The sequence below is a fragment of the Pandoraea soli genome (assembly GCF_902459595.1).
Taxonomy (GTDB): Bacteria; Pseudomonadota; Gammaproteobacteria; order Burkholderiales; family Burkholderiaceae; genus Pandoraea; species Pandoraea cepalis.
On the sequence record NZ_CABPSG010000001.1, the window covers coordinates 416311 to 439626 of the forward strand.

Consider the following 23316-nt stretch of genomic DNA (forward strand, 5'->3'; position numbering starts at 1 on the left):
CGGCGTCGAGCGACGCGTTTTGCGCGTCGAACCGAGCTCGCACGTTCTGGCGGAAGACCCAATATAATACTTTGACTTGCCGAACCCTCACAGATTGACAGCCACCTTCGTTTATGACCACCCAATGGCGTGATCTCCTGCCGCAAGCGGCAGACGTGAATTCCCCCGATATCTTGTCCGACGCGAGCGCACGCGCCGCCCAGTTCGACGCCTTGAAAACCGGCAGCTTCGTCTCGCTCGCGAGCGACACCGGCCTGATCGCCGTGAGCGGCGCCGATGCCGCGAGCTTTCTGCACGGCCAACTGACCAACGACGTCGAACGCCTGGCGCCCGCACAGGCGCGCCTGGCCGGCTACTGCTCGGCAAAGGGGCGCCTGCTCGCCACCTTCCTGATGTGGCGCGACGCGTCCGCCGACGCCACGATCTATCTGGCGTGCGACGCCACGGTGCAGGCTGCCGTACAGAAACGACTGTCGATGTTCGTCCTGCGGGCCAAGGTCAAACTGACTGACGGTGCTGCCACGCACGTGTTGCTGCAGGTCGGTGGCCCGGCGGCGGAGGCCGTCCTCGCGAACACGTTCGCCGCACTGCCCGCAGAATCGCTGGCCGTTGCCCAGGCAACCCTCGGCGGCGACGCGACCCACCTGATCCGTCTGCCGGCGGCCGGCACGGCGCGCTCGCTCTCGCGCTTCCTCTGGAGCGTGCCGGTGGCGTGTGTCGCCGAGGTCTGGGCCTCGCTGACGCAAGCCCCCGGGGTGGTCGCCGTTGCCCCGGCCCTCGCGGCATGGCTCGATGTGCATAGCGGCGTTGCGCGCGTCACGAGCGCGACGCAGGAGCAGTTCGTTCCGCAGATGGTGAACTGGGAGGTCGTGGGTGGCGTGAACTTCCGCAAGGGCTGCTATCCGGGCCAAGAGGTTGTCGCGCGCAGCCAGTATCGCGGCACCATCAAACGGCGTCTGCATCTGGCGCACGTCGATGCCACGCAACCCGCACCGGGTCAGGAACTCGTCGAGACAAGCGATCCGGACCAGCCATGCGGCATGGTCGTGCACGCGGCACCGGCACCGAACGGCGGCTTCGACGCGCTCGTCGAAGTGAAGCTCGCCGCGCGCGAAGCCGACGATGTGCGCCTTGGTGCCGCCGATGGCCCCGCGCTGACCTTCGCCGAATTGCCGTACGACATCGTGGACCCGACGGAGTCGCCCGCGTCGTCTGCGGCAGCGTCCTGACCCGGCCGCCGCGGCGCCCGAGAATGGACTGCTACGTCTACTACCGCGTTTCATCGCACAACGCCGGCGCGGCTCGTCTGGCCGTCGCGCAACTTTTCGCGCTGACGGCAGCGCGCTTCGGCGTCACGGGGCGGCTGCAATGGCGGCCCGACGCCTCCGCCCACGACACCGCCGCCGGCACCACAACGTGGATGGAGCGCTACGACGGCGTCAGCGACGCGTTCGTCGCGGCGCTGACGCCGTTGGCCGCCGAGGCCGGCTTGACGGCGCGCATCGACGGCGAGCGTCACGCCGAGTGCTTTGTCGACGCCGAGCCGCCATGTGCCTGATCGTCTTCTCCTGGCAGCCCGAGGCCGCCACGCCGTTGGTCCTGCTCGCCAATCGCGATGAGTTCTTCGAGCGTCCCGCCGAACCGTTGCACTGGTGGCGCGATCGCCCGGACGTCCTTGCCGGCCGAGATCTGCGCGGCGGTGGAACGTGGATGGGCGTCAATCGTGCGGGACGCTTCAGCGCACTGACGAATTTTCGCGACGGGCGCGCGCCAATGGCGCCGAAAGACTCGCCATCACGCGGCCTGCTCGTCTCGGCCATGCTCGATGCAACTTCGTTCGACGACGATCTGGTGCGCATCGAACGGCACGCGCACGAGTACACCGGCTTCAATCTTCTCGCGGGAGACTTGCCGGCGGGCAAGCTGTTCTGGTTGGGAAATCGCGCCCACCACGTTGGCGGCACGGCACCGGCCGCCTTCGCCATGCCACTCGCTCAGGCCATCGCGCCCGGCGTCCACGGTCTGTCCAACGCCGTGCTCGACACCCCCTGGCCCAAGCTGGTCAGCCGTCGCGAGGCATTCGCCCATGCACTGACGCACCATGCCGACGACGCCAGCCTGCTGCGGATCATGCGCGACGCCAGCGAAGCGCCCGACAGCGCGTTGCCGGAGACGGGGGTCTCACGCGCGTGGGAACGCTCGCTATCGGCGGCATTCATCGCGTCGCCCGCGTACGGGACCCGATGCACCACTCTGCTTCGCTACCATCGTGACGGCACCGTCGACATGACGGAAGTCACCGTGACGCCTGGTCAGTCGCCCACGGACTTGTCCGGCCGTCGCGATTTCACCTTCACCGTCCAGGGCGCACTCGCTCGATAATGCGGTGCATCGACGGTGCCCCGTCAAGCGGCGGCCGTCATTGCGCCAGGCGCAGAGATCCGTGCAAAGCACGTCAGACACAACATCCAAGAAATTCAGGAGTGCTTTCTAAATGATACACAATGCGCTTATCACACGAGCCTCACGATCTGCTTGCCGAAGTTCTCGCCCTTGAGCAGACCGAGGAATGCGGCAGGCGCGTTCTCGATCCCTTGCGCCATCGTTTCGCGATAGCGCAACTCACCTGCGGCGATGGCGTCGGTCAGCTCCTTCAGTGCCTGTGGCCAGACGTCCAGATGCTCGGTCACGATGAAGCCCTCGAGCCGCACCCGGTTCGTCAACAGAAGCCCCGGGTACTTCAGCGGAATGGGCTCGCCGTTGTAGCCGGAGATCATGCCGCACAGCGCAATACGCGAGTGGGCATTGAGGTTGCGCATGACCGCGTCGAACACGTCGCCGCCGACGTTCTCGAAATAGCCGTCGATGCCATCCGGCGCAGCAGCGCGCAGTGCTTCGTCGAGATGACCCGCCTTGTAATCGACGCACGCATCGAAGCCAAGCGTCTCCACGACGTAGGCGCACTTCTGGGCGCCCCCCGCAATCCCGACCACGCGACAACCGGCGCGCTTCGCCAGTTGACCGACCACGCTGCCCACGGCGCCCGAGGCCGCGCTAACCGCGACTGTCTCTCCTGCCTTCGGCGCGATGATCCGATTCAGGCCATACCAGGCCGTCACGCCCGGCATGCCCGCTGCGCCAAGATAGGCGCTCATCGGAATGCGCGCATCGTCGATACGGCGCAGGTTGCTGCCGTCCGAAATGCCATATTCCTGCCAGCCGAACATGGCGGCAACGGCGTCGCCCGGCTGCCAGTCTGGATGGCGCGACTCGATCACCTCACCCACGGTCGCCCCGATCATGACCGTGTCGAGGGGTTGCGGCGGCGCGTACGACTTGGTGTCGTTCATCCTCCCTCGCATGTACGGGTCGAGGGAAAGATAGAAGTTGCGCACCAGCAACTGCCCTTCACCGATCTCCGGCAATTCGGGCGCCGCCAGGTGAAAATTGTCGAGCGTGGCTTCGCCCTTCGGGCGTGAAACCAGCAGAATCTGACGATTGATCGTCATGGCATTTCCTCCACGTTAGCAAGACGCCCCGACATCTCGAAGTCGCGTTGTCTCGCGGTGACATCATTGATGGTCCGCCGGGCAGCGACGCAAAGCGTCGACGGCCGTCAGTCGCCGCGCACTTCGTCCGGACGTCGCTGCTCGCGCACGGCGCGCCCCAGCGCGAGTCGACGCAAATACTTGAAGGTGCCCATCGCCTTGGCGACGAGCTTGCCATCGGCGTCGCGCACCTCGCCCTCGCAGTAAGCCATCGTCGTCGTGCGGTGCAGCAGGCAACCGAACGCCCGCATCTCACCGGCGCCAGGCTGCATGAAGCTCGTCTTCATTTCGATCGTCACGACGCCCGTGCCTTCTGGCGCCACGCTCCGACAGGCGGTGCTCATTGCAATGTCGAGCAACGCCATCGTCACGCCGCCATGCACGACCTCCCAGCTATTGAGATGGTGAGGCGCCAGCGGGAGACGCAGTTCCGACTCGCCTCCTTCAGCGCGCAGCAGTTCGATGCCGAGATGGTCGGTAAACCCAGACCGAATCGATAGCGTACTCATCGGGCACTCCGGCCGCACCGGCCATTACGGTAAAGCTTGTTCATCGTCATTTCATCAGCTTGCGACGCCGCGCATCATACGCGGCGCCTGGTATTCAATCAGTCGCCTTCGACTCACTCGCGCGACACGCCGGCCGCGCTCAGCGAAGCCCAAGCGTTGGCGAGCGAGCCATTGAGATCGATGGCACGACAGGCGTGCTCGATCACACAGACATCGAAGCCCGCCGCCTTCGCGTCGAGCGCGCTCCATGCCACGCAGAAGTCCGTCGCCAATCCTACGCAATGCACCCGTCTCACGCCCTTGTCGCGCAGATACCCCGCCAGGCCGGTCGGCGTCTTGCGATCCGCCTCCAGAAACGCCGAATAACTATCGACGTGCGCGTGATACCCCTTGCGCACCACCGCCTGTGCATGCGGAATTCGTAGCCCGGCATGCAATGCGGCGCCAGGCGTGTCCTGAACGCAATGCGTCGGCCACAAGACCTGTTCGCCATACGGCAGAACCATCGTCTCGAACGGCCGACGCCCCGCGTGATTCTCGGCAAACGACACATGCCCCGCGGGATGCCAGTCCTGCGTCAACACCACTCGCGCGAACTTGCCCGCCAAGGCGTTGATCGCGGGCACCACGGCGTCGCCCTGGGGAACCGCCAACGCGCCGCCCGGCATGAAATCGTTCTGCACGTCGATCACGAGCAGCACTTCGTCCATCGGTTTCATGGGTTTGCCCCTCATTCGTCGCAGCGACCGCCCCATTCCGGCCCCATCGCGCGCGTCCCGCTTATCCGTTGAAGCGCTTGCCGGCGTCGGCCAGTTCAACAAGCCGCGCGGCCGGCATCCAATCTTCGCCGTGCGCGTCTTGCGCAAACTCGCGCACCCGTGCGAGCACCTTGTCGAGCCCCACCGCATCGGCATAGTGCATCGGCCCGCCACGCCACAACGGGAAGCCATAGCCGTTCAGATACACCATGTCGATGTCCGACGCGCGTGCCGCCGTACCGTCGGCCAACACCTTCGCACCTTCGTTCACCAGCGCGTAGACGAGGCGATCGACGATCTCGTCTTCCGAGAACGGGCGCGGCGCGATATCGTTCGCCTTGCGATAGTCGTCGATCATCTGCCCGACCTTGGCCGATTCACGAGGCGAGCGATCGCCCTCGGCGTAATCGTACCAACCGGCGTGCGTTTTCTGGCCGAAGCGTCCGGCTTCGCATACGACGTCGGCAATCTTGGGATAGACGATGCCGGGATGTTCGGCATGTCGGCGCTTGCGAATGGCCCAGCTAACGTCGTTTCCGGCCAGATCGCTGGTACGGAACGGCCCCATCGCGAAGCCGAAGCGCTCTATGGCGGCGTCGATCTGCGCGGGCGTCGCGCCCTGCTCGACCATCCACTGAGACTGCTTGAAATACGGCTCGAGCATGCGATTGCCGATAAAGCCGTCGCAGACGCGTGCCACCACGGCAAGCTTCCCAATGCGTTTGGCCAGCTTCATGACCGTTGCCAGCACGTCCTTGCCGGTCTGCGCACCGCGCACGACCTCGAGCAAGCGCATGACGTTCGCCGGGCTGAAAAAGTGCATGCCGACGACGTCCTGCGCCCGCGACGTGGTCGCGGCCAGGGCATCGAGATCGAGCGTCGACGTGTTCGACGCCAGGATTGCCCCCGGCTTGGCCACTTTGTCGAGCTCACGGAACACGATCTGCTTGATGGCCATCTCCTCGAACACCGCTTCGACAATCAGGTCGGCATCGGCCACCGAGGCGAAATCGGTACTGCCGTGAATACGTGCCTGGCGCATCTGCGCGTCGTCCGCCGTGAGTTTTCCACGCGTGACTGCACGCGCATAGTTGCCTCGTATCGCTTCGATACCGCGGGCAAGCGCCGCGTCGGTCGTGTCGACCAGCGTCACCGGAATCCCCGCGTTGGCAAAGGTCATGGCGATGCCGCTGCCCATCGTCCCAGCCCCAATGACGGCCACGCGCTCGATGTTGCGCACGGGCGTGTCGTCCGGTACGTCCGCAATCTTGCCGGCCGCGCGCTCGCCGAGAAACGCATGACGCAGCGCCTTCGACTCCGGCGAACCCACCAACGCCACAAAACACTCGCGCTCGAACTTCACACCGTCATCGAACGGGCGTTGCAGCGCCGCCTCGACGGCAGCCACGCATTTTTGCGGCGCGGGGAAATGCGGTTGCTCACGTTGCACCTTTTCACGTGCGGCATCGATCGCGGCCTGCGCCGAGCCGTCGGCGTCATCGAGCGCCACGTCACGCAATCGCGGCAACGCGCCGCCTTGCGAGGCGATGTTGCCGGCGAAGGCGATGGCGCCCGCAAGCAGGTCGTCGCGGTTGCCTTCGAACATTGTCGAGAAGAGCGTACCGACGAGCGATTCCGACTTCACCACACGCCCCGTCACCACCATGTCGAGCGCACGCGCCACACCGATGGCACGCGGCAGGCGCTGCGTCCCTCCCGCGCCAGGCAGCAGGCCCAGTTTGACCTCGGGCAGCGCGATCTGCGCGCCGGGCAACCCCACGCGATAGTGGCAGGCGAGCGCCAATTCGAGTCCGCCCCCCATCGCCACCGCATGCACGGCCGCCACAACGGGTTTCGCGCAGGCATCGAGCGCGGCGATCACCTCGACCAGCAGCGGGCTCTGCGTTGCCTTCGGCGTATTGAATTCGCGGATGTCGGCCCCGCCGGAAAATGCCTTGCCACCGCCGATCAGTACTACAGCGCGCACCTGAGCGTCGGCCTGGGCTTTCGCGAGCCCGTCGGCGATGCCGGAGCGCGTGGCGTGTCCCAAGCCATTCACCGGGGGATTGTCCAGCGTGATGACGGCCACGCCGTCACGAACCTCATAAACCGTGCTCATCGTTGTCTCGTTCCTTATATTCTTGGGGGCTATGTGCGGTGACGCGGTGCGTCATGGGGAGCGCTGCGGATGGGCAAGCGGCGGCAAGACGATCCGTGGATTCTAGCGCAGGCGCTACACCTCGAGCCATTCACGGCGTATCGCGCAAGCCTGCGCCAGCATATCGGGCGTGCCCTCGAAGACAAGTGCGCCCCGGCCCATCACGGCGACACGCTGCGCGCAACTGAGCGCGAGCGATAGCTTCTGCTCGATGAGCAGAATGGCGACCCCGGTTGCCCGTAAATCGGTCAGAATCCGGCCGATACGTGCAACCACGCGCGGTGCGAGGCCTTCCGTCGGCTCATCGACGATCAGCAGATCGGGGCCGGCCATCATTGCCCGGCACAGGGAAAGCAGTTGCTGCTCGCCGCCGGACAGCGATGCGGCTGGCGCATCGCGTCGCGGTGCCAGTTCTTCGAAGCGCTCGAACGCCTGGGCCAGCGTAAGTGCGCGATGGTTGCCGGACGTTGGTCGCACCGTACGCCCGTTCCCGGCCCGCTGCCCGAGCCATAGATTCTGCGTGACGGTCAGCGGCCCGAACACATCACGCGTCTCCGGCACATAGCCAATGCCGAGGCGCGCGATCTGATGCGGCGCCAGCGACGCGAGCGATCGACCCTGCCAGCGAATGTCCCCCTCGCGCGGCAACTGCCCCATGATCGCGCGCGCCAGCGTGGAACGCCCCGCCCCATTACGCCCGAGCACTGCCACAATTTCGCCCGGCGCAACGCGCATCGTCACCCCGTGCAGCACCCGGCTGCCGCCATAACCGGCCCTCACGTCCATCAACTCAAGCATCGCGCGCCTCCCCGGCACGGGCGGTCTCATCGATGGCATCCGCAAATTCCCCGAGATACGCCGTACGCACGTCGGGATGCGCACGAATCCGCTCGGGCGTATCGCACGCGATGATCGCACCGCGCACCAGCACCGCGATCCGATCGGCCAGCGAGAAGACCACTTGCATGTCGTGTTCGATCATCAACAGCGAGCGCCCCCGGCTGAGGTCGGCGATCAACGCGACCATCCGTGCCGACTCGGACTGGCTCATCCCCGCCGTCGGCTCGTCGAGCAACATGACGCTGCCCGCCGACGCGGCGCACAGCCCGATTTCCAGCACGCGCTGCTCCGCGTAGCTCAGGGCCGCCGCCGGCACGTCGCGCCGCGCCGACAGCCCGAGACGCGTCAACCACTGCTCGCTACGCCGTGTGACGTCGCTCAGCCCCTGCATCCGCCGCCAGAACGTGTAGCGATGACCTTCCGGCCAGAGCCCGGCGCAACGCAAATGATCGATGACGCTCATTTGCCCGAACAACTGCGACGTCTGGAAACTGCGCGACAGGCCAAGCCGGCTGATGACATGGGATGCCCGACCGGTGACATCGCGTGTGTTCATCAGAACACGCCCGTCGTCGGGCCGTGTCCTGCCCGTGATGACGTCGAACAGCGTGCTCTTGCCGGCGCCGTTGGGCCCGATGATGGCAAGCCGCTCGCCGGGCATGAGCGTCAGATCGACGCCGCACAGCACCGATGTGGGCCCGAACGATTTGCGCACGCCTCGCACGCTGAGTGCCGCGCCAGACGGAGGGGCTGGCCTCGCCGCTGGCCTCGCCGCTTGCGTCATTGCCGGTCCTCCACCGAGCGTTGGGCGCCCGCCGCCGTGTGGCGCAACCAACGCCCGGCGCGCGCGACGACGACCGCCCCCGCCACGACCGCCACGGTTGCCAGCGCCCAAGCCTCCGGCCCGGCGTACGCGCCGAAGGCCCCCACCGCCTCCCGCCCGGCGTCGCTCGCAAGGCGCGCGCCGTAAGTCATTTCGACGATGCCGATCAGCCCGCCGGCGCACATCGACAGACCGACACAAACCGCCGCGTAGGGCCGCCACAACGCACGCGCCATGCCGGTGCGCCAGACGCGCCCGTGTACCGCGATCAATCCAGCGATGCCGCCCGGCGCGAACAGCACGACGGCGAGGAATCCCAACCCGAGATAGAGCTGCCAGGCGCGTGTCAGCGTTGCCAGCATTACCGTCGCGAACACACCGACGACGGCGCCCAATATCGGCCCCGCGAAGTACATCGTGCCGCCAAGCACCGTGAAGACGAGTACGACGCCGGAGCGCTCAAGACTGAAGGCGTCGGCGCTGACCAGTTCGAAATTCAATGCCCCCAGCGCGCCCGCCACCCCCGCGAAAGCCGCCGCCAGGATCTGCATGCGGTAGCGCACCGCCGATGCCGATGGCCCGAGGAAAGCGACCCGCGCCGCGTTGTCGCGCACGGCGCGCGCCAGGAACCCCAGCGGTGTGCGCGTGATGCCGTACATCAAGGCCGCGCAGACGAACAACCACAGGGCAACCAGCCCGTAGATCTCGCGCTGCGTTGCGAACGTCACGCCGAACCACGCTGCACCGAGCGTGCGGTCGGCCGGAATGCCGCGCTCGCCGCCAAACCACTCGGGCAACATCGCGGCCATGACCCAGACAAGCTCCGCCACGCCCAGCGTAATCATCGCGAACGTCATTCCCGCGCGTCGTGTCGTGACGTAACCGAGCGTAGCGCCCGCCACGCCTGCCGCGAGCGCGCCGGCGAATGGCACCAGGGCCATCGACACCGGCAGCCCGTGCGCGCCGATACGATTCATGCACCACACGCCCGCATACGCCCCAATGCCCGCATACATCGCATGACAAAAGCTCAACAGGCCGGTCGAACCGAGCAGCAGATTGAACGACAGCGCCAAAATGGCGGCGGTCCCCATCTGCGTCATCAGGGTAAGCGCCACATCGGAAGGAAAGCACCACGGCGCCAGGCCGAGGATGGCGGCAAAGGCCGACCACGCGCCCAAGTGGCGGCGCCAGGATACGGGCGGCGCCGCCGGCGAACTGGCGATCACGTTGTCCATTACCCCTCCCGCACGCCGAAAAGCCCGCGCGGACGCCATAACAGCACGGCCACCATCAGCAGATACGGCACCGCTGGCGCGAGCTGCGCCACGGTGAGCTGCGAAATGGGCGCCAGCGCTTGCATGACGGCACCCGCAGCACCAGCGGTGCCGTCGGTTCCCCCAGGGCGCTGCGCCAACCATCGTGCGAGGCTCGCATCGCTCGTCACGGCCCATGTCTGGAGCAGGCCGATCAGCAACGACGCCGCAAACGCCCCGCCCAGCGAACCCAGCCCGCCGACCACGACCACGACAAACACCACGCTGCCGACCGTGGCCGCCATGCCCGGCTCGGTCACCAGCACATTGCCCCCCGCCGCCCCCGCAAGCGCCGCCAGAGCCGCGCCACAGGCGAAAACGCCTGTGTAAAGCGCAGGCACGTCGTAACCGAGGGCCTGTGTCATCGCTGGCTGCGATAGGGCGGCCTGCAGTATCCACCCCGCCCGCGTCGCGCGAAACACGCCCCACACGAGCAGGGCAATGCCGCACGCGAGCCCCATCAGAAACAGCCGGTACGCGGGCACCGCGACGCCCGCCACATGGACGAGCACGCCTTCGAAGACCGTCGGTACGCCGTAATCGACCGGACCGCGGCCCCATGCGAGTTGGACCAGCTCCACCACGATATACGCGAGCCCGAACGTCGCCAGCAACTCCGCCAACGCACCGCGCGCACGCAATCGCCGCAACACGCCGCGCTCGAACGCAGCCCCGATCAGGCCAACGATCACCGGCGCCGCGAACAGCGCCGGCCAGAACCCGACCGCTGCCGAGAACGTGTAGGCAAAGTACGCCCCGAGCATGTAGAAGCTGGCATGCGCGAAGTTCAGCACGCCCAGCATGCTGAAAATCAGCGTGAGCCCGCTCGACAGCATGAACAGCAGCAAGCCATAGCTCACGCCGTTCACAAGCACGAGGCCGGCGGTGGCACTCAGCAGATGCACTGCATCTCCTTCGGGAAGACCAACGAACGACGCGGCAGAGACTGCCGCAGCCTGGGGAAATTCAGGCTGACATTATAGAGGGGACGAGCGACCACGGCGGCGCGGGATCGCCCGAAAAACGGCGTCAATGCTGGATTTCGGGCGCCATCCGCGCGCCAGGTGAGACGTTTCCGAGCGGGTTCTCGGCCGACGCACCCCCTCCCGGAGACGGCAACACGGCGCCTAGGATGCCGCCTGATAATCGCGGAACGCCTCTCGCAATTTGAGCTTGAGCATCTTGCCGGTTGCCGTGTGGGGAATCTCGTCGACAAAGACCACATCGTCAGGGATCCACCATTTCACGACCCGGCCTTGGTAGAACGCCAGCACGTCCTCGCGTGTGAGCGTCGAGCCGGGCTTGCGAACGACCACCAGCAGCGGCCGCTCCTCCCATTTCGGGTGACGAATCGCGATGCAGGCCGCCTCGTGGATCTCGGGATGCGCCATCGCGACGTTCTCCACGTCGATGGAACTGATCCACTCGCCCCCCGACTTGATCACATCCTTGCTGCGATCCGTGATCTGCACGTATCCCTCGGGGTCGATCGTGGCCACGTCGCCCGTGGGGAACCAGCCGTCGACCAGCGGCGAGGTATCCGAGCGGAAGTAGCGATCCAGTACCCACGGCCCGCGCGCGTACAGATCGCCGAACGCCTTGCCGTCCCACGGCAGTTCTTCGCCGTCGGGGCCCACGATTTTCAGGTCGACGCCGTAGATCGCCGTCCCCTGTTTCTCGAGAATATGCTGCTGCGCCTCGGCCGGCAGGTCGCGATGATGCTTGCGCAGATGGCACAGCGTGCCCAGCGGCGACATCTCGCTCATACCCCATGCATGGATGACGCGCACCCCATAGTCCGTCTCGAACGTGTGCAACATGGCCGGCGGGCACGCCGAACCCCCGATCACCGTGCGCTCGAGCGTCGAGAAGCGCGCGCCGATCGATTTCACATGCGCGAGCAATCCCAGCCAGACCGTCGGCACGCCGGCGGAAAACGTAACGCCCTCCGCTTCGAAGAGTTCGTAGAGCGACTTGCCGTCGAGATCCTTGCCGGGAAACACCAGCTTCGCGCCGACCAACGCGCTCGAATACGGCAGCCCCCACGCGTTGACATGAAACATCGGCACCACGGGCAACACGGCGTCACGCGCCGACATGGCCATCGCGTCGGGGAGCGCTGCACCGAAGGCATGCAACACCGTCGAGCGATGACTGTAGAGCACCCCTTTCGGGTGGCCCGTCGTGCCCGATGTATAGCAAAGCCCCGACGCCGTGTTCTCGTCCATCGACGGCCACGGGAAGCCGCCGTCTTCAACGCCAATGAGATCCTCGTAGCACAGCAGGGGCAAACTCGATGCCGGCAGATGCGCGCGATCGGTCATCGCAATCCAGCCCTGCACGCCGGGGCACTGTGGCGCAATGGTCTCGATCAGCCCAAGAAAGTTGATGTCGAAGGCCACATACCGATCTTCGGCGTGATTGACGATGTAGGCGATCTGCTCCGGAAACAGGCGCGGGTTCACCGTATGCACCACGCTGCCCATGCCGGAAACGGCGTAGTACAGCTCGAGGTGGCGATAGCCGTTCCACGCCAAGGTGCCCACGCGCTCGCCGTCGCCCACGCCCAGCCGGCGCAGCGCCTGCGCGAGCTGGCGGGAACGGTGCTCGACGTCACGCCAGGTATAACGGTGGATGTCGCCTTCGATCCGACGTGACACGATTTCGGTATCGCCGTGATGACGCGCGGCATGGGTGAGCAATGTGGAAATCAGGAGCGGCGCAGCCATCATCTGGCCGAGAAGCGGTGTTGCCATGCGTCGAATCTCCAGAAAAGTCGGGACAGCCGGTATGACGGAGTACGTCGGGGGACGACGGTCGTGATTTCGTGCTTCGCCAGTCGACACGTCTGAAGCACGTCGTTGGGCGCGCTTCACCGAATCGCGCGGATTCATTCTTGACGCGCGCGCGCACCGGGTCAACGTCCATCGCTTGTGCGGCGCAGCAGAGGCACGCGGGCGGGCGCGGGCGCAAGCCGACAGCACGCGACGGACACCTCAAGTAGAATGTTTGTTCACCTTCAGGAACGTCTCCAATGCCGGCCACCGACCGCTCCGCCGCTGTTTCCGCTTCACTCAAGCCCTACGGACCGCTGTCGTTGTCGAACCGTTTTGCCGCACTCGGCCCCGACTTCTACACGCGCCTCGCGCCACAGGCGTTGCCCGCGCCCTACCTGGTCGGCTTTTCCGCCGACGCGGCGCGCCTGCTCGGCTGGTCGCCCGACGTCGCACGCGATCCCGAGTTCGTGGCCACATTCGCTGGCAATACGCCACTGCCCGGCGGCGATCCGCTCGCCAGCGTGTATTCGGGCCACCAGTTCGGCGTGTGGGCCGGCCAACTGGGCGACGGCCGGGCACTGCTGCTGGGCGAGTCGGACGGCCCCGGCGGGCGCTGGGAAATCCAGATCAAAGGCGGCGGACTCACGCCCTATTCGCGCATGGGCGACGGACGCGCCGTGCTGCGTTCATCGATTCGCGAGTTCCTCGGCTCGGAGGCCATGTTCCATCTTGGCGTGCCGACCACGCGCGCCCTATGCGTGATCGGCTCCGATGCCCCGGTGCGTCGCGAAACCATCGAGACGGCGGCCGTGGTCACGCGACTGTCGCCCAGCTTCGTGCGATTCGGACATTTCGAGCATTTCTGGGCAGGCGATCAGCATGGCGCGCTGCGTCAACTGGCAGATTTCACGATCGATCATCACTACCCGCACTGCCGCGACGAGGCCAATCCGTACCTCGCCCTGCTCAGTGCCGTGTGCGATGCGACGGCCGAACTCGTCGCGCACTGGCAGGCCGTGGGCTTCTGTCACGGCGTGATGAACACCGACAACATGTCGATTCTCGGCCTGACGATCGATTACGGCCCGTTCGGCTTCCTCGACGGCTTCAACGCGCATCACATCTGCAATCACTCCGACGCGCAGGGACGCTACGCCTATCAGGCCCAGCCGAACGTGGCTTACTGGAACCTTTTCTGTCTCGCCCAGGCCCTGTTGCCGCTGTTCGGCGAGGGCGAGACAGCGATCGAGCAGGCGCAGTCGGTGCTGCCCGTGTTCAAGACCCGTTTCGCCGAGGAAATCGATCTGCGCATGCGTGCGAAGCTCGGCTTGCGCGAGTCGCACGCCGACGACGAAGCGCTCATCAACCGTCTGTTCAAGCTGATGCACGAGGGACGGGTCGACTTCACACACCTGTTCCGCACGCTGGCGGGGCTTGAACTGGAGAACCCGGCCGCCGACACGCCGCTGCGCGACATGTTCATCGATCGGGCCGGCTTCGATGCCTGGGCCGTGGATTACCGCGCGCGGCTGCGCCACGAGGCGAGCGCCGATGCGAAACGCGCAATCGCGATGCGGCTCGTCAATCCGAAGTACATCCTGCGCAATCACCTGGCCGAAGTCGCGATCCGGCGGGCGAATGAAAAGGACTTTTCGGAAGTCGACACGTTGCTCAAAGTGCTCTCGCACCCCTATGACGAACAGCCCGAATTCGAGCGTTACGCCGCGCTGCCGCCCGACTGGGCCGGGCAGCTCGAGGTCAGTTGCTCGTCTTGATCGAGGCACGACATCGGCACGGGTGAACAGCGGGCGACAACGCGTCGTCACACATTGCAAAACGGTGCGACGCCCCCATCTGTGCCACATCCGACGATAGACGACGCGCGGCGGCAACATTCACGCCGCCCCCCTCAGGAGACTCTCACGCATGAGCAAAGTGGAAAAAAGCGACGCCGACTGGCGTGCTCAACTCGACGACGTTGAATACCAGGTCACGCGTCACGCCGCGACCGAACGCGCCTTCACCGGACGTTATTGGGATCATTGGCAAGACGGCACCTACCGCTGTATCTGTTGCGGCGCGGCGCTGTTCGAATCGACGGAGAAGTTCGATGCCGGTTGCGGCTGGCCGAGCTACGCACAGCCCATCGACAAATCCGGCATCGACGAGGTGATGGATTACAGCCACGGCATGGTGCGCGTGGAAGTGCGTTGCCATAATTGCGACGCCCACCTCGGGCACGTGTTCGAAGACGGTCCGCAGCCGACCGGACTGCGCTATTGCATCAACTCGGCGTCGCTCGACTTCGAGGACAAGGGTGGCCCATCCGACAAGCCGGTCGACGACTGAGCGAAGCATGGCGCCGGCGCCCCGCCAGTGCGCCCGACCAGTGAATTCGATCATTTCGCATCGGGCGCCGAACGCTTTGGGACATCCCTCGCGGCCGGGCGGCCCGGCGCGATTCCCCTGTCTGCTAAGCTGGCGTTCCCTCAACGGAACACAGGAAACGCCGCTCATGACCGGCCAGAATATTCGCTTCGCATCCCTGCTCATCTCGGCGGCGGCAGGCTTCGGTACCCTGAGCGCCACACCGGCCATCGCACAGTACATGGGTCCGTCCGCCGGTGCTGCGACGACCGGCAGCGTGGTCGTGCCTTCGGCCATGCCGCATGTCGCAACCGTCGGTCAGGCACTGGCCGCCCCCGACGATGCCATGACCGTCATCGAGGGCTACATCGTCAACCGGCTCCGGCATGAGCACTATACGTTCCGCGACGACACGGGCCGGACCATCGTCATTGAACTCGACGATAAATACCTGCCGCCCGGTCGCCAGATCAACGACACGACGCGCGTACGCATCACCGGCGAAGTCGACCGCCATCACCTTCGCGCCAACGATATCGACGTCAAGCGCATCGACATCCTGCCGTAAGGCGGGCGGCCGACCCCACCGCGAAAAGCGCTTGCGGTGTGGCGGCCCGCGTGCCGCGCCGTTGGCGATTCACCACGTCCCGCGACGGGCCTTTGAAATATAATGCGGGTTTGCTCCCCGGCAACTGTCGCCCCGGGGGCGATTCCCCCGAAGCCCCCAAGTCGAGATTTCATGAAATTCTTTTTCGACCTGTTACCGGTCATCTTGTTTTTCGTCGCCTTCAAGTTCGCCGGCATCTATGTCGCCACCGGCATCGCGATCGCAACGACGATTGCGCAGGTCCTCTGGATGTGGCTGCGCCACCGCAAGGTCGAGCCCATGCAGTGGGTGAGTCTGGCCATCATCGTGGTGTTCGGCGGCGCGACCATGCTGCTGCACGACGAGACCTTCATCAAGTGGAAGCCCACGGCGCTTTACTGGCTCTTCTCGATCACCCTGTTCGTCGCCGAACTCATCTTCGACAAGAATCTGATTCGCGCCATGATGGAAAAGCAGATGGCATTGCCCGACCCCTTGTGGCGGGCGGTGAATTTCAGCTGGGCGCTGTTCTTCCTCGCAATGGGCGCGCTGAATCTGGTCATCGCCTACCATTACTCGACCGATACATGGGTCAACTTCAAGCTCTTCGGCGGCATGGGCCTGATGGTCGTGTTCATTGTCGTGCAGAGCCTGTGGCTCTCGAAGTACATCAAGCAGGACGAATAACGTCCGTCAGGAAGTCACTGCCATGACCATGGAACAGCAAATCGAAGCGCGCCTCACCGCGGCGCTTGCCCCACTGGAACTCGCCCTCGAGAACGACAGCGCCCGTCACGCCGGTCATGCCGGCGCGGCGTCTGGCGGGCATTACAACGTCAGAATCGTGTCTGCAGCGTTTGCCGGACGTAACCGCGTGGCGCGGCACCGCCTGGTGTATGATGCGCTAGCCGATTTGATGCAAAACGGCATTCACGCCCTCGCCATCGTTGCGCTCGCCCCCGGCGAAGCGTAACTCGCATGCGACCATGCGACCGTGCGACGTATCCCCCCGTCGATTAATCTTGCCTTCGTCATTCGTTAGGAAAAACAGCATGGCATTGAAACTCGCCCGCACGGCACTGGCGCTCGGCGCCGCCGTGTCGCTGACCGCCGTCTCGCTCCCCGCTCTCGCTCAGAACGTCGCCGTCGTGAATGGCACGCCGGTGCCCGTGGCCCGTGCCGACGCCATGGTGCGCGAAATGGTCCGACAGGGTCAGCCGAACTCGCCGCAACTGCAACAGCAAGTGCGCGAAGAGCTGGTCAAGCGCGAGATCCTCGCGCAAGCGGCCGTCAGCAACGGACTGGCCGCCAAGCCGGACGTCAAGGCGCAGCTCAAGCTGGCCGAGCAAGGCGTGCTGATTCGCGCCCTGATCGCTGACTTCCAGAAGGCCTCGCCGGTCACCGACGCCGAAGTTCAGGCGCGTTATGACAAGCTCAAGAAGCAGTTCGGCGACAAGGAATATCACGCCCGTCACATCCTGGTGCCGAGCGAAGATACCGCCAAGGACATCATCGCGAAGCTCAAGGGCGGCGCGAAGTTCGCCGACCTCGCCAAGCAGTACTCGAAGGACCCGGGTTCGGCACAGAACGGCGGTGATCTCGACTGGTCACCGGCCAACGCCTACGTGCCCGAGTTCTCCGACGCCCTGCAAAAACTGCAAAAGGGTCAGTACTCGCAGACGCCAGTCAAAACGCAGTTCGGCTATCACGTGATCGAACTGGACGACGTTCGCGACGCGCAGATCCCGGCGCTGAACGACGTCAAGCCGCAGCTTGTGCAGCAAATGCAGGAAGAGAAGCTGCAAGGCTTCATCGACGGCCTCGAGAAAAAGGCCAAGATCCAGTAAGCGTTACCGGCTACCGGTTCGGCTTTGAAACAAAAATCCCGCCTTCCGGCGGGATTTTTGTTTCCAGCGTGATATTCCGCACGCGCTGACGTGCGAAATATCGCCGCTTAAGCTACCCAGCGACGCGCGTTGCGGAACATGCGCATCCACGGGCTGTCTTCGCCCCACTGCTCGGGCGCCCAGCTCATCTGCACCGTGCGGAACACACGCTCCGGATGCGGCATCATGACCGTAAAGCGGCCGTCGCCCGTGGTCACTGCGGTCAGGCCGCGCGGCGAACCGTTCGGGTTGAACGGATACTGCTCGGTCGGCTGTCCCCGATGGTCCACGAAACGCACGGCGGCAATCGCCTGATCGATGTTTCCTTGCTGACCAAAGTTGGCATAGCCCTCGCCGTGCGCGATCACGATGGGCAGTTGCGAGCCGGCCATGTCCTTGAAGAACAGCGACGGCGAATCCAGCACTTCCACCTGCGTAAGACGCGCCTCGTACTTCGACTGGTTGTACGTGAACTTAGGCCAAGCCGCCGCACCCGGGATCAGGTTCGACAAGTTGCTCATCATCTGGCAACCATTGCACACGCCCAGTGCGAACGTGTCGGCACGGTTGAAAAAGCCGGCGAACTGTTCAGCCAGCGCCGGATTGAACAGAATCGTCTTGGCCCAACCTTCGCCCGCCCCGAGCGTATCGCCGTACGAGAATCCACCGCAGGCGATGAAGCCCTTGAACGCTTCGAGCGAGTGACGGCCGGCGAGCAGATCGCTCATGTGCACGTCGTAGGTGTCGAAGCCGGCCTTGTCCAGCACGTAGGCCATTTCCAGGTGCGAATTCACGCCCTGCTCGCGCAGGATGGCCATCTTCGGACGCACGCCCGTCGCGATGAACGGGGCCGCAACATCTTCGCTGGCATCGAACGTGAGCTTCGGCGAGAGACCGGGGTCGCTCGTGTCGTTGAGGGTTTCGTATTCCGCATCGGCAGCGGCCGGGTTATCGCGCAGACGCGCGATGCGCCAGCTCACTTCCGACCACTCGCGTTGCAACGCCGAGCGCGGCGCGCCAAACACTTTCTTTGCATCGCGATAGATTTCGATGACGTCATTCGTGTTCGGCTTGCCGATCACGTGCGAGCAGGCGGACAATCCGGCTTCACGCAGCATTTGCAACACCGCATCGCGCTCCGAGGCGCGCACCTGGATCACCCCGCCAAGTTCTTCCGAGAAAAGCGCGCGCAGCGTCTTGTCTTCGCGACGGCCCACCGTCTGCTTGGCCCAATCCTTGGCATCGCCGTAATCGGATTCGAAGCCGTCGTCGAGCGTGAGCATATCGACATTGAGCGACACACCAACGTGCCCCGCAAAAGCCATTTCCGCCACGGTCGCGAAGAGGCCGCCGTCCGAACGATCGTGATACGCCAGGAGCTTGCCGTCGCGGTTCAGTGTCTGGATGGCGTCGAAGAAGCGTTGGAGATCGGCCGGATCGTCCAGGTCCGGCGCCACGTCACCGATCTGCTGCGTGACCTGCGCGAGGATACTGCCGCCCAGACGGTTCTTGTTGCGACCCAGATCGATGGCGATCAGCACCGTCTCGCCCACTTGCGCGACCGAGCGCAGTTGCGGCGTGAGATGACCGCGCACATCCTCGATCGGCGCGAAGGCCGAGACGATCAGCGATACCGGCGCAACCACGTCCTTGCTGCGGCCGGCGTCTTCCCACTTGGTGCGCATCGACAGCGAATCCTTGCCGACGGGAATCGAGAGGCCCAGCGCCGGGCACAGTTCCATGCCGACCGCCTTGACCGTATCGAACAGCGCAGCGTCTTCCCCTTCGGTGCCGCACGCCGCCATCCAGTTAGCCGACAGCTTGATCTGGTCGAGCGACGCAATCGGCGCCGCCGCAATGTTGGTGATGGCTTCGCCGACCGCCATGCGGCCGGACGCCGGCGCGTCGATCACGGCCAGCGGGGTACGCTCGCCCATCGTCATGGCTTCGCCACGATAGCCCGTGTAGTCCATCAGCGAAATGGCGCAATCGGCCACCGGCACCTGCCACGGGCCGACCATCTGGTCGCGCGCCGTCAAGCCGCCCACGGTACGGTCGCCAATCGTGATGAGGAACGACTTGCTGGCCACCGTCGGGTGACGCAGTACGGCACGTGCCACGTCGTCGAGCGACAGACCCGTCACGTCCACCGGCGGGAGTGTCGTCGCCACGCGCGTGACGTCGCGATGCATGCGCGGCGGCTTGCCGAGCAGCACGTCCATCGGCATGTCGACCGGGTCCGGCGACTCCGGATGCATCGCATCGACCAGCTTCAGTTGACGCTCATCGGTAGCGATACCGACCACGGCGACCGGGCAACGCTCGCGTTGGCAGATCGCCTGGAAGGCCGGGAAGCTGTCCGGCGCGATCGCCAGGACATAACGCTCCTGCGCTTCGTTACTCCAGATTTCCGCCGGGGACATGCCCGACTCTTCGAGCTGCACCTGACGCAAATCGAAGCGCGCGCCCTTGTCGGCGCCGTCGACCAGTTCCGGGAACGCATTCGACAGACCGCCCGCGCCTACATCGTGAATCGACAGGATCGGGTTGGCCTCACCCTGACGCCAGCACGCATTGATCACTTCCTGCGCACGACGCTCGATTTCCGGATTGCCGCGCTGCACCGAGTCGAAGTCGAGCTCGGCCGTGTTCGTGCCGGTGGCCATCGAGCTGGCGGCACCGCCGCCCATGCCGATACGCATGCCCGGTCCGCCGATCTGAATGAGCAGCGTGCCGGCCGGCAGATTGTGTTTGTGGGTGTGCTGCGCGGCGATGTTGCCCATGCCGCCCGCGATCATGATCGGCTTGTGATAGCCGCGCACGCGGCCGGCCACGTTCTGCTCGTACGTACGGAAATAGCCGCCGAGAATCGGGCGGCCGAATTCGTTGTTGAACGCGGCGCCGCCCAGCGGGCCGTCGACCATGATCTGCAACGGCGACGCAATGCGGTCCGGGCGGCCGTAGTCGGCACCGGTGTCGTCGGGCTTGCGCAGCGACGGCGGCACCGCCACGTCGAGATCGTTCTCCCATGATTCGCGCGCGTCAGGCAGCACCAGATTCGATACAGTGAAGCCGGTCAGGCCCGACTTCGGCGTGGAGCCGCGGCCGGTCGCGCCCTCGTCGCGAATCTCGCCGCCCGCGCCCGTCGACGCCCCCGGGAACGGCGAAATGGCCGTCGGGTGGTTGTGCGTCTCCACCTTCATCAGCGTGTGCGTAAGTTCAACGCTGCGGCCATACTGGCCGTCGGCGCCACGCGGATACCAGCGCTCGACTTCGGCGCCTTCCATCACCGAAGCATTGTCCGAATACGCCACCACCGTCCCCTGCGGGTGCAGTTGGTGCGTGTTCTTGATCATCTGGAACAGCGACTTGTCCTGCGCCTGACCGTCGACGGTCCATTGCGCATTGAAGATCTTGTGACGGCAATGCTCGCTGTTGGCTTGCGCGAACATCATCAGTTCCACATCGGTCGGATTGCGCTTCAGGCTCGTGAACGCGTCGACCAGATAATCGATTTCGTCGTCGGCCAGCGCGAGACCCAGATCCCGGTTGGCGGTTTCGAGGGCGCTGCGGCCCACGCCGATGACGTCGATCGTCTGCAGCGGCTTGGCCGGCAACTCGACGAAGAGCGCCTCGGCGTCGTGGCGCGAGGCCACGACCGTCTCGGTCATGCGGTCGTGCAGCACGCCGGCGACGCGCGCCAGGACATCGGCCGCCAGCGACTTCTTGCCGCCGAGCAGGCCCGACTTCACACCGATCGTGTATTCAACGGCGCGCTCGATACGACGCACGTGATCGATGCCGCAGTTGCGGGCGATATCCGTCGCCTTGCTCGCCCAGGGCGAAATCGTGCCCAGACGCGGGATCACGAGCAACTGGTCGCCCACCGGCTCTTCACGCACCGGCTCACCGTAGGTGAGCAGACCGGCGACGCGGGCCACGTCTTCGCTCGACAGCGGTTCGGCGCTGGCCACGAGATGCACGTAGCGGGCGTCGACACGCACGATCGAACTGTCGATGGCTTGCAGGGTCTGCAGAAGACGTTGCTGGCGGAATTCGGAGAGCGCCAAGGCGCCGGCGAAGCAGGCAATGTGAGTCATGGAAGGACGGAAGGCGAGGCGTTCAAAACGCGGGGGAACGACAAAGCGAGATTATACCCTGCTTACCCCGGGTTAGACCCGAGTGCGCCACACGCATTATGGGGAGCCTCCCGCCCTGCGAGGGCGTCTCTCTGGTAACCTATGCGCCCGTCATCAACACGGGCCGCGAAACCGGCATTCGGGTGCGGCACGGCATAAAACGACACTAACAAGCGAGCGTACGGGCGTTCGCCACACACCAGACGGTTGGGAATGAAGGTCATCGTTATCGGCGGCGGGGTCATTGGTACGTGTACCGCCTACTATCTGGCCGCCGCGGGGCATACGGTCACGCTTGTCGAGCGCAACAGCACGGTGGCGCAAGAGAGCAGCTTCGGCAACGCCGGCGTCATCGCGCCCGGCTACGTCACGCCATGGGCAGCGCCGGGCATGCCGCGCAAACTGCTCGGCTACCTGTTCAGCTCGGCCAGTCCGCTCGTCTTCCGGCCGGGCCTGTCGGCCGGCACCTGGCGCTGGGCCGCCCGTTGGCTGCGCGAATGCAAACTCGAACGCTACCGCGCCAACCGCGAGCGGATGCAGCGTCTCGCGTTCTATAGCCAGCGCTGCCTGCATGCACTGCGCGAGACCCATGTCTTCGAGTACGAGCACACGCAGGGCTATCTGCAACTGTTCCGCACCGAACGCGACGTCAAGATGAACGAACCGGCGCGCGCCATGCTCGCCGAGAACGAAGTGCCGCATCGCTTGCTCACGGCCGACGAGTGCCGCAAGCTCGAACCGGCGATTTCGATCGACGCCCAACTGGCGGGTGGCCTGCACCTGCCGCGTGACGAGACCGGCAACTGCCCTCTCTTTACCAAACGCCTCGCCCAGATCGCCCGCGAGATGGGCGTCACGCTCGCTACCGAGACGACGGTGCTGTCGGTGCGCCCGAACGTGGGCCGATCGGGGGTCACCGTCGAGACGGCCAGCACCGCGCAGCTTGCGCAGCGCACGACACTCGAAGCCGATGCCGTCGTGATCGCGGCCGGCGTGGCCAGTACGGCGCTGCTGCGTCCGCTGGGCATTGACTTGCCGCTCTGGCCGATCAAGGGGTATTCAATCACAGTGCCAGTCAAGACCGAACTGTTCAGCCCTCGCATCGCCGTCATGGACGAGTCGTTCAAGACCGCCATCACCCCGCAAGGCAACCGTCTGCGCATTGCCGGCACGGCCGAACTGGGCGATACGGAACTCGTGCTGCGCGAACGTGCGATCGCCACGCTCTACAAAGTGGCGACGGACTGGTTCCCCGGCGCAGGCAAGTACCGGGAGGCGCGCGCCTGGGTCGGCGCACGTCCGATGCTCCCCGACGGCCCGCCCGTGCTCGGCGCGACGCCGCTGCCCGGCATCTTCCTGAACGTCGGCCATGGTTCGACCGGCTGGGCGATGGCCTGCGGTTCCGGTCGCGTGCTCGCCGACGTCATTTCAGGACAAACGCCGGAAATCGATCTGAACGGTCTGACACTCGCTCGTTACGCGCACTGATATACGCAATGGGTCACGGCGTACTCGCGCAGTTTGCGACGAAACGCCCGATGACGGCGGCCGCCCGCGTCCGGCCTGGCCGTGGCAACGTCGCACGGTCACCAGCGAGCCTCGGTCCGGC

20 protein-coding genes are annotated in these 23316 nt (G+C 65.3%); 10 read left to right on the forward strand and 10 right to left on the reverse strand.

Annotated elements, in window-relative coordinates:
• The first annotated feature begins 113 nt into the window (after positions 1-113).
• Genes ygfZ through PSO31014_RS01690 form a run of 3 tightly spaced genes read left to right on the forward strand, consistent with a single transcriptional unit; the run spans position 114 to position 2382 of the window.
• Entirely contained in the window at positions 114-1229 is a 1116-nt protein-coding gene (ygfZ, locus tag PSO31014_RS01680; RefSeq protein WP_174976342.1) for a CAF17-like 4Fe-4S cluster assembly/insertion protein YgfZ, read from the forward strand.
• A gap of 23 nt (positions 1230-1252) precedes the next feature.
• Positions 1253-1558, forward strand: coding sequence for a DUF4936 family protein (locus PSO31014_RS01685; protein WP_150550014.1), 306 nt, complete (start codon positions 1253-1255; stop codon positions 1556-1558).
• Positions 1549-2382, forward strand: a complete 834-nt coding sequence (locus PSO31014_RS01690) for an NRDE family protein (protein ID WP_150550015.1) — start codon at positions 1549-1551, stop codon at positions 2380-2382. Before PSO31014_RS01685 ends, PSO31014_RS01690 begins: the two co-directional genes overlap by 10 nt.
• Before the next feature lie 131 nt (positions 2383-2513).
• On the opposite strand, the gene PSO31014_RS01695 is transcribed toward PSO31014_RS01690, so the two are convergent.
• The 9 genes from PSO31014_RS01695 to PSO31014_RS01735 all read right to left on the reverse strand — a co-directional run bounded on the left by PSO31014_RS01695 (position 2514) and on the right by PSO31014_RS01735 (position 12708).
• The gene (locus tag PSO31014_RS01695; RefSeq protein WP_017234793.1) at positions 2514-3509 is read right to left on the reverse strand and encodes an NADP-dependent oxidoreductase; all 996 of its coding nucleotides are present in this window, start codon (positions 3507-3509) and stop codon (positions 2514-2516) included.
• Positions 3510-3616: 107 nt separating this feature from the next.
• Positions 3617-4057, reverse strand: a complete 441-nt coding sequence (locus PSO31014_RS01700; RefSeq protein WP_150550016.1) for a PaaI family thioesterase — start codon at positions 4055-4057, stop codon at positions 3617-3619.
• A gap of 113 nt (positions 4058-4170) precedes the next feature.
• On the reverse strand, positions 4171-4776 hold the full coding sequence (gene pncA, locus PSO31014_RS01705; RefSeq protein WP_150550017.1) for a bifunctional nicotinamidase/pyrazinamidase: 606 nt from the start codon (positions 4774-4776) through the stop codon (positions 4171-4173).
• Between the two features lie 61 nt (positions 4777-4837).
• On the reverse strand, positions 4838-6934 hold the full coding sequence (locus tag PSO31014_RS01710; protein WP_150550018.1) for a 3-hydroxyacyl-CoA dehydrogenase NAD-binding domain-containing protein: 2097 nt from the start codon (positions 6932-6934) through the stop codon (positions 4838-4840).
• 114 nt (positions 6935-7048) lie between these two features.
• Positions 7049-7771 (reverse strand): ABC transporter ATP-binding protein, encoded by a 723-nt coding sequence (locus PSO31014_RS01715; protein ID WP_150550019.1) that lies wholly within the window; start codon positions 7769-7771, stop codon positions 7049-7051.
• Positions 7764-8597 (reverse strand): ABC transporter ATP-binding protein, encoded by an 834-nt coding sequence (locus tag PSO31014_RS01720; protein WP_150550020.1) that lies wholly within the window; start codon positions 8595-8597, stop codon positions 7764-7766. Before PSO31014_RS01720 ends, PSO31014_RS01715 begins: the two co-directional genes overlap by 8 nt.
• Positions 8594-9874: a branched-chain amino acid ABC transporter permease gene (locus tag PSO31014_RS01725; RefSeq protein ID WP_150550021.1), complete on the reverse strand. Its 1281-nt coding sequence runs from the start codon at positions 9872-9874 to the stop codon at positions 8594-8596. The genes PSO31014_RS01720 and PSO31014_RS01725 overlap by 4 nt, the downstream gene beginning before the upstream one ends.
• On the reverse strand, positions 9874-10857 hold the full coding sequence (locus PSO31014_RS01730) for a branched-chain amino acid ABC transporter permease (RefSeq protein ID WP_150550022.1): 984 nt from the start codon (positions 10855-10857) through the stop codon (positions 9874-9876). The genes PSO31014_RS01725 and PSO31014_RS01730 overlap by 1 nt, the downstream gene beginning before the upstream one ends.
• Before the next feature lie 222 nt (positions 10858-11079).
• Positions 11080-12708, reverse strand: a complete 1629-nt coding sequence (locus PSO31014_RS01735) for a 3-(methylthio)propionyl-CoA ligase (protein ID WP_150550023.1) — start codon at positions 12706-12708, stop codon at positions 11080-11082.
• Positions 12709-12986: 278 nt separating this feature from the next.
• Here PSO31014_RS01735 and PSO31014_RS01740 point away from each other — a divergent pair, with 278 nt between their 5' ends.
• From PSO31014_RS01740 to PSO31014_RS01765, 6 genes are all read left to right on the forward strand, one after another.
• On the forward strand, positions 12987-14504 hold the full coding sequence (locus tag PSO31014_RS01740; protein ID WP_150550024.1) for a protein adenylyltransferase SelO: 1518 nt from the start codon (positions 12987-12989) through the stop codon (positions 14502-14504).
• A 151-nt stretch (positions 14505-14655) separates the two neighbouring features.
• On the forward strand, positions 14656-15078 hold the full coding sequence (msrB, locus tag PSO31014_RS01745; RefSeq protein WP_150550025.1) for a peptide-methionine (R)-S-oxide reductase MsrB: 423 nt from the start codon (positions 14656-14658) through the stop codon (positions 15076-15078).
• Between the two features lie 166 nt (positions 15079-15244).
• Positions 15245-15664, forward strand: a complete 420-nt coding sequence (locus PSO31014_RS01750) for a YgiW/YdeI family stress tolerance OB fold protein (protein ID WP_174976343.1) — start codon at positions 15245-15247, stop codon at positions 15662-15664.
• A 171-nt stretch (positions 15665-15835) separates the two neighbouring features.
• Complete coding sequence (locus PSO31014_RS01755) at positions 15836-16369, forward strand: septation protein A (protein ID WP_150550027.1); 534 nt, start codon at positions 15836-15838, stop codon at positions 16367-16369.
• A 22-nt stretch (positions 16370-16391) separates the two neighbouring features.
• Positions 16392-16655, forward strand: a complete 264-nt coding sequence (locus PSO31014_RS01760) for a BolA family protein (RefSeq protein WP_150550028.1) — start codon at positions 16392-16394, stop codon at positions 16653-16655.
• A gap of 79 nt (positions 16656-16734) precedes the next feature.
• Positions 16735-17529: a peptidylprolyl isomerase gene (locus tag PSO31014_RS01765; RefSeq protein WP_150550029.1), complete on the forward strand. Its 795-nt coding sequence runs from the start codon at positions 16735-16737 to the stop codon at positions 17527-17529.
• Positions 17530-17636: 107 nt separating this feature from the next.
• Here PSO31014_RS01765 and purL read toward each other — a convergent pair whose 3' ends face one another.
• Complete coding sequence (gene purL / locus PSO31014_RS01770) at positions 17637-21668, reverse strand: phosphoribosylformylglycinamidine synthase (RefSeq protein ID WP_150550030.1); 4032 nt, start codon at positions 21666-21668, stop codon at positions 17637-17639.
• A gap of 252 nt (positions 21669-21920) precedes the next feature.
• Here purL and PSO31014_RS01775 point away from each other — a divergent pair, with 252 nt between their 5' ends.
• A complete protein-coding gene (locus tag PSO31014_RS01775) occupies positions 21921-23195 on the forward strand; it encodes a D-amino acid dehydrogenase (protein WP_150550031.1) in 1275 nt (424 codons plus the stop codon).
• Positions 23196-23316: the final 121 nt, after the last annotated feature.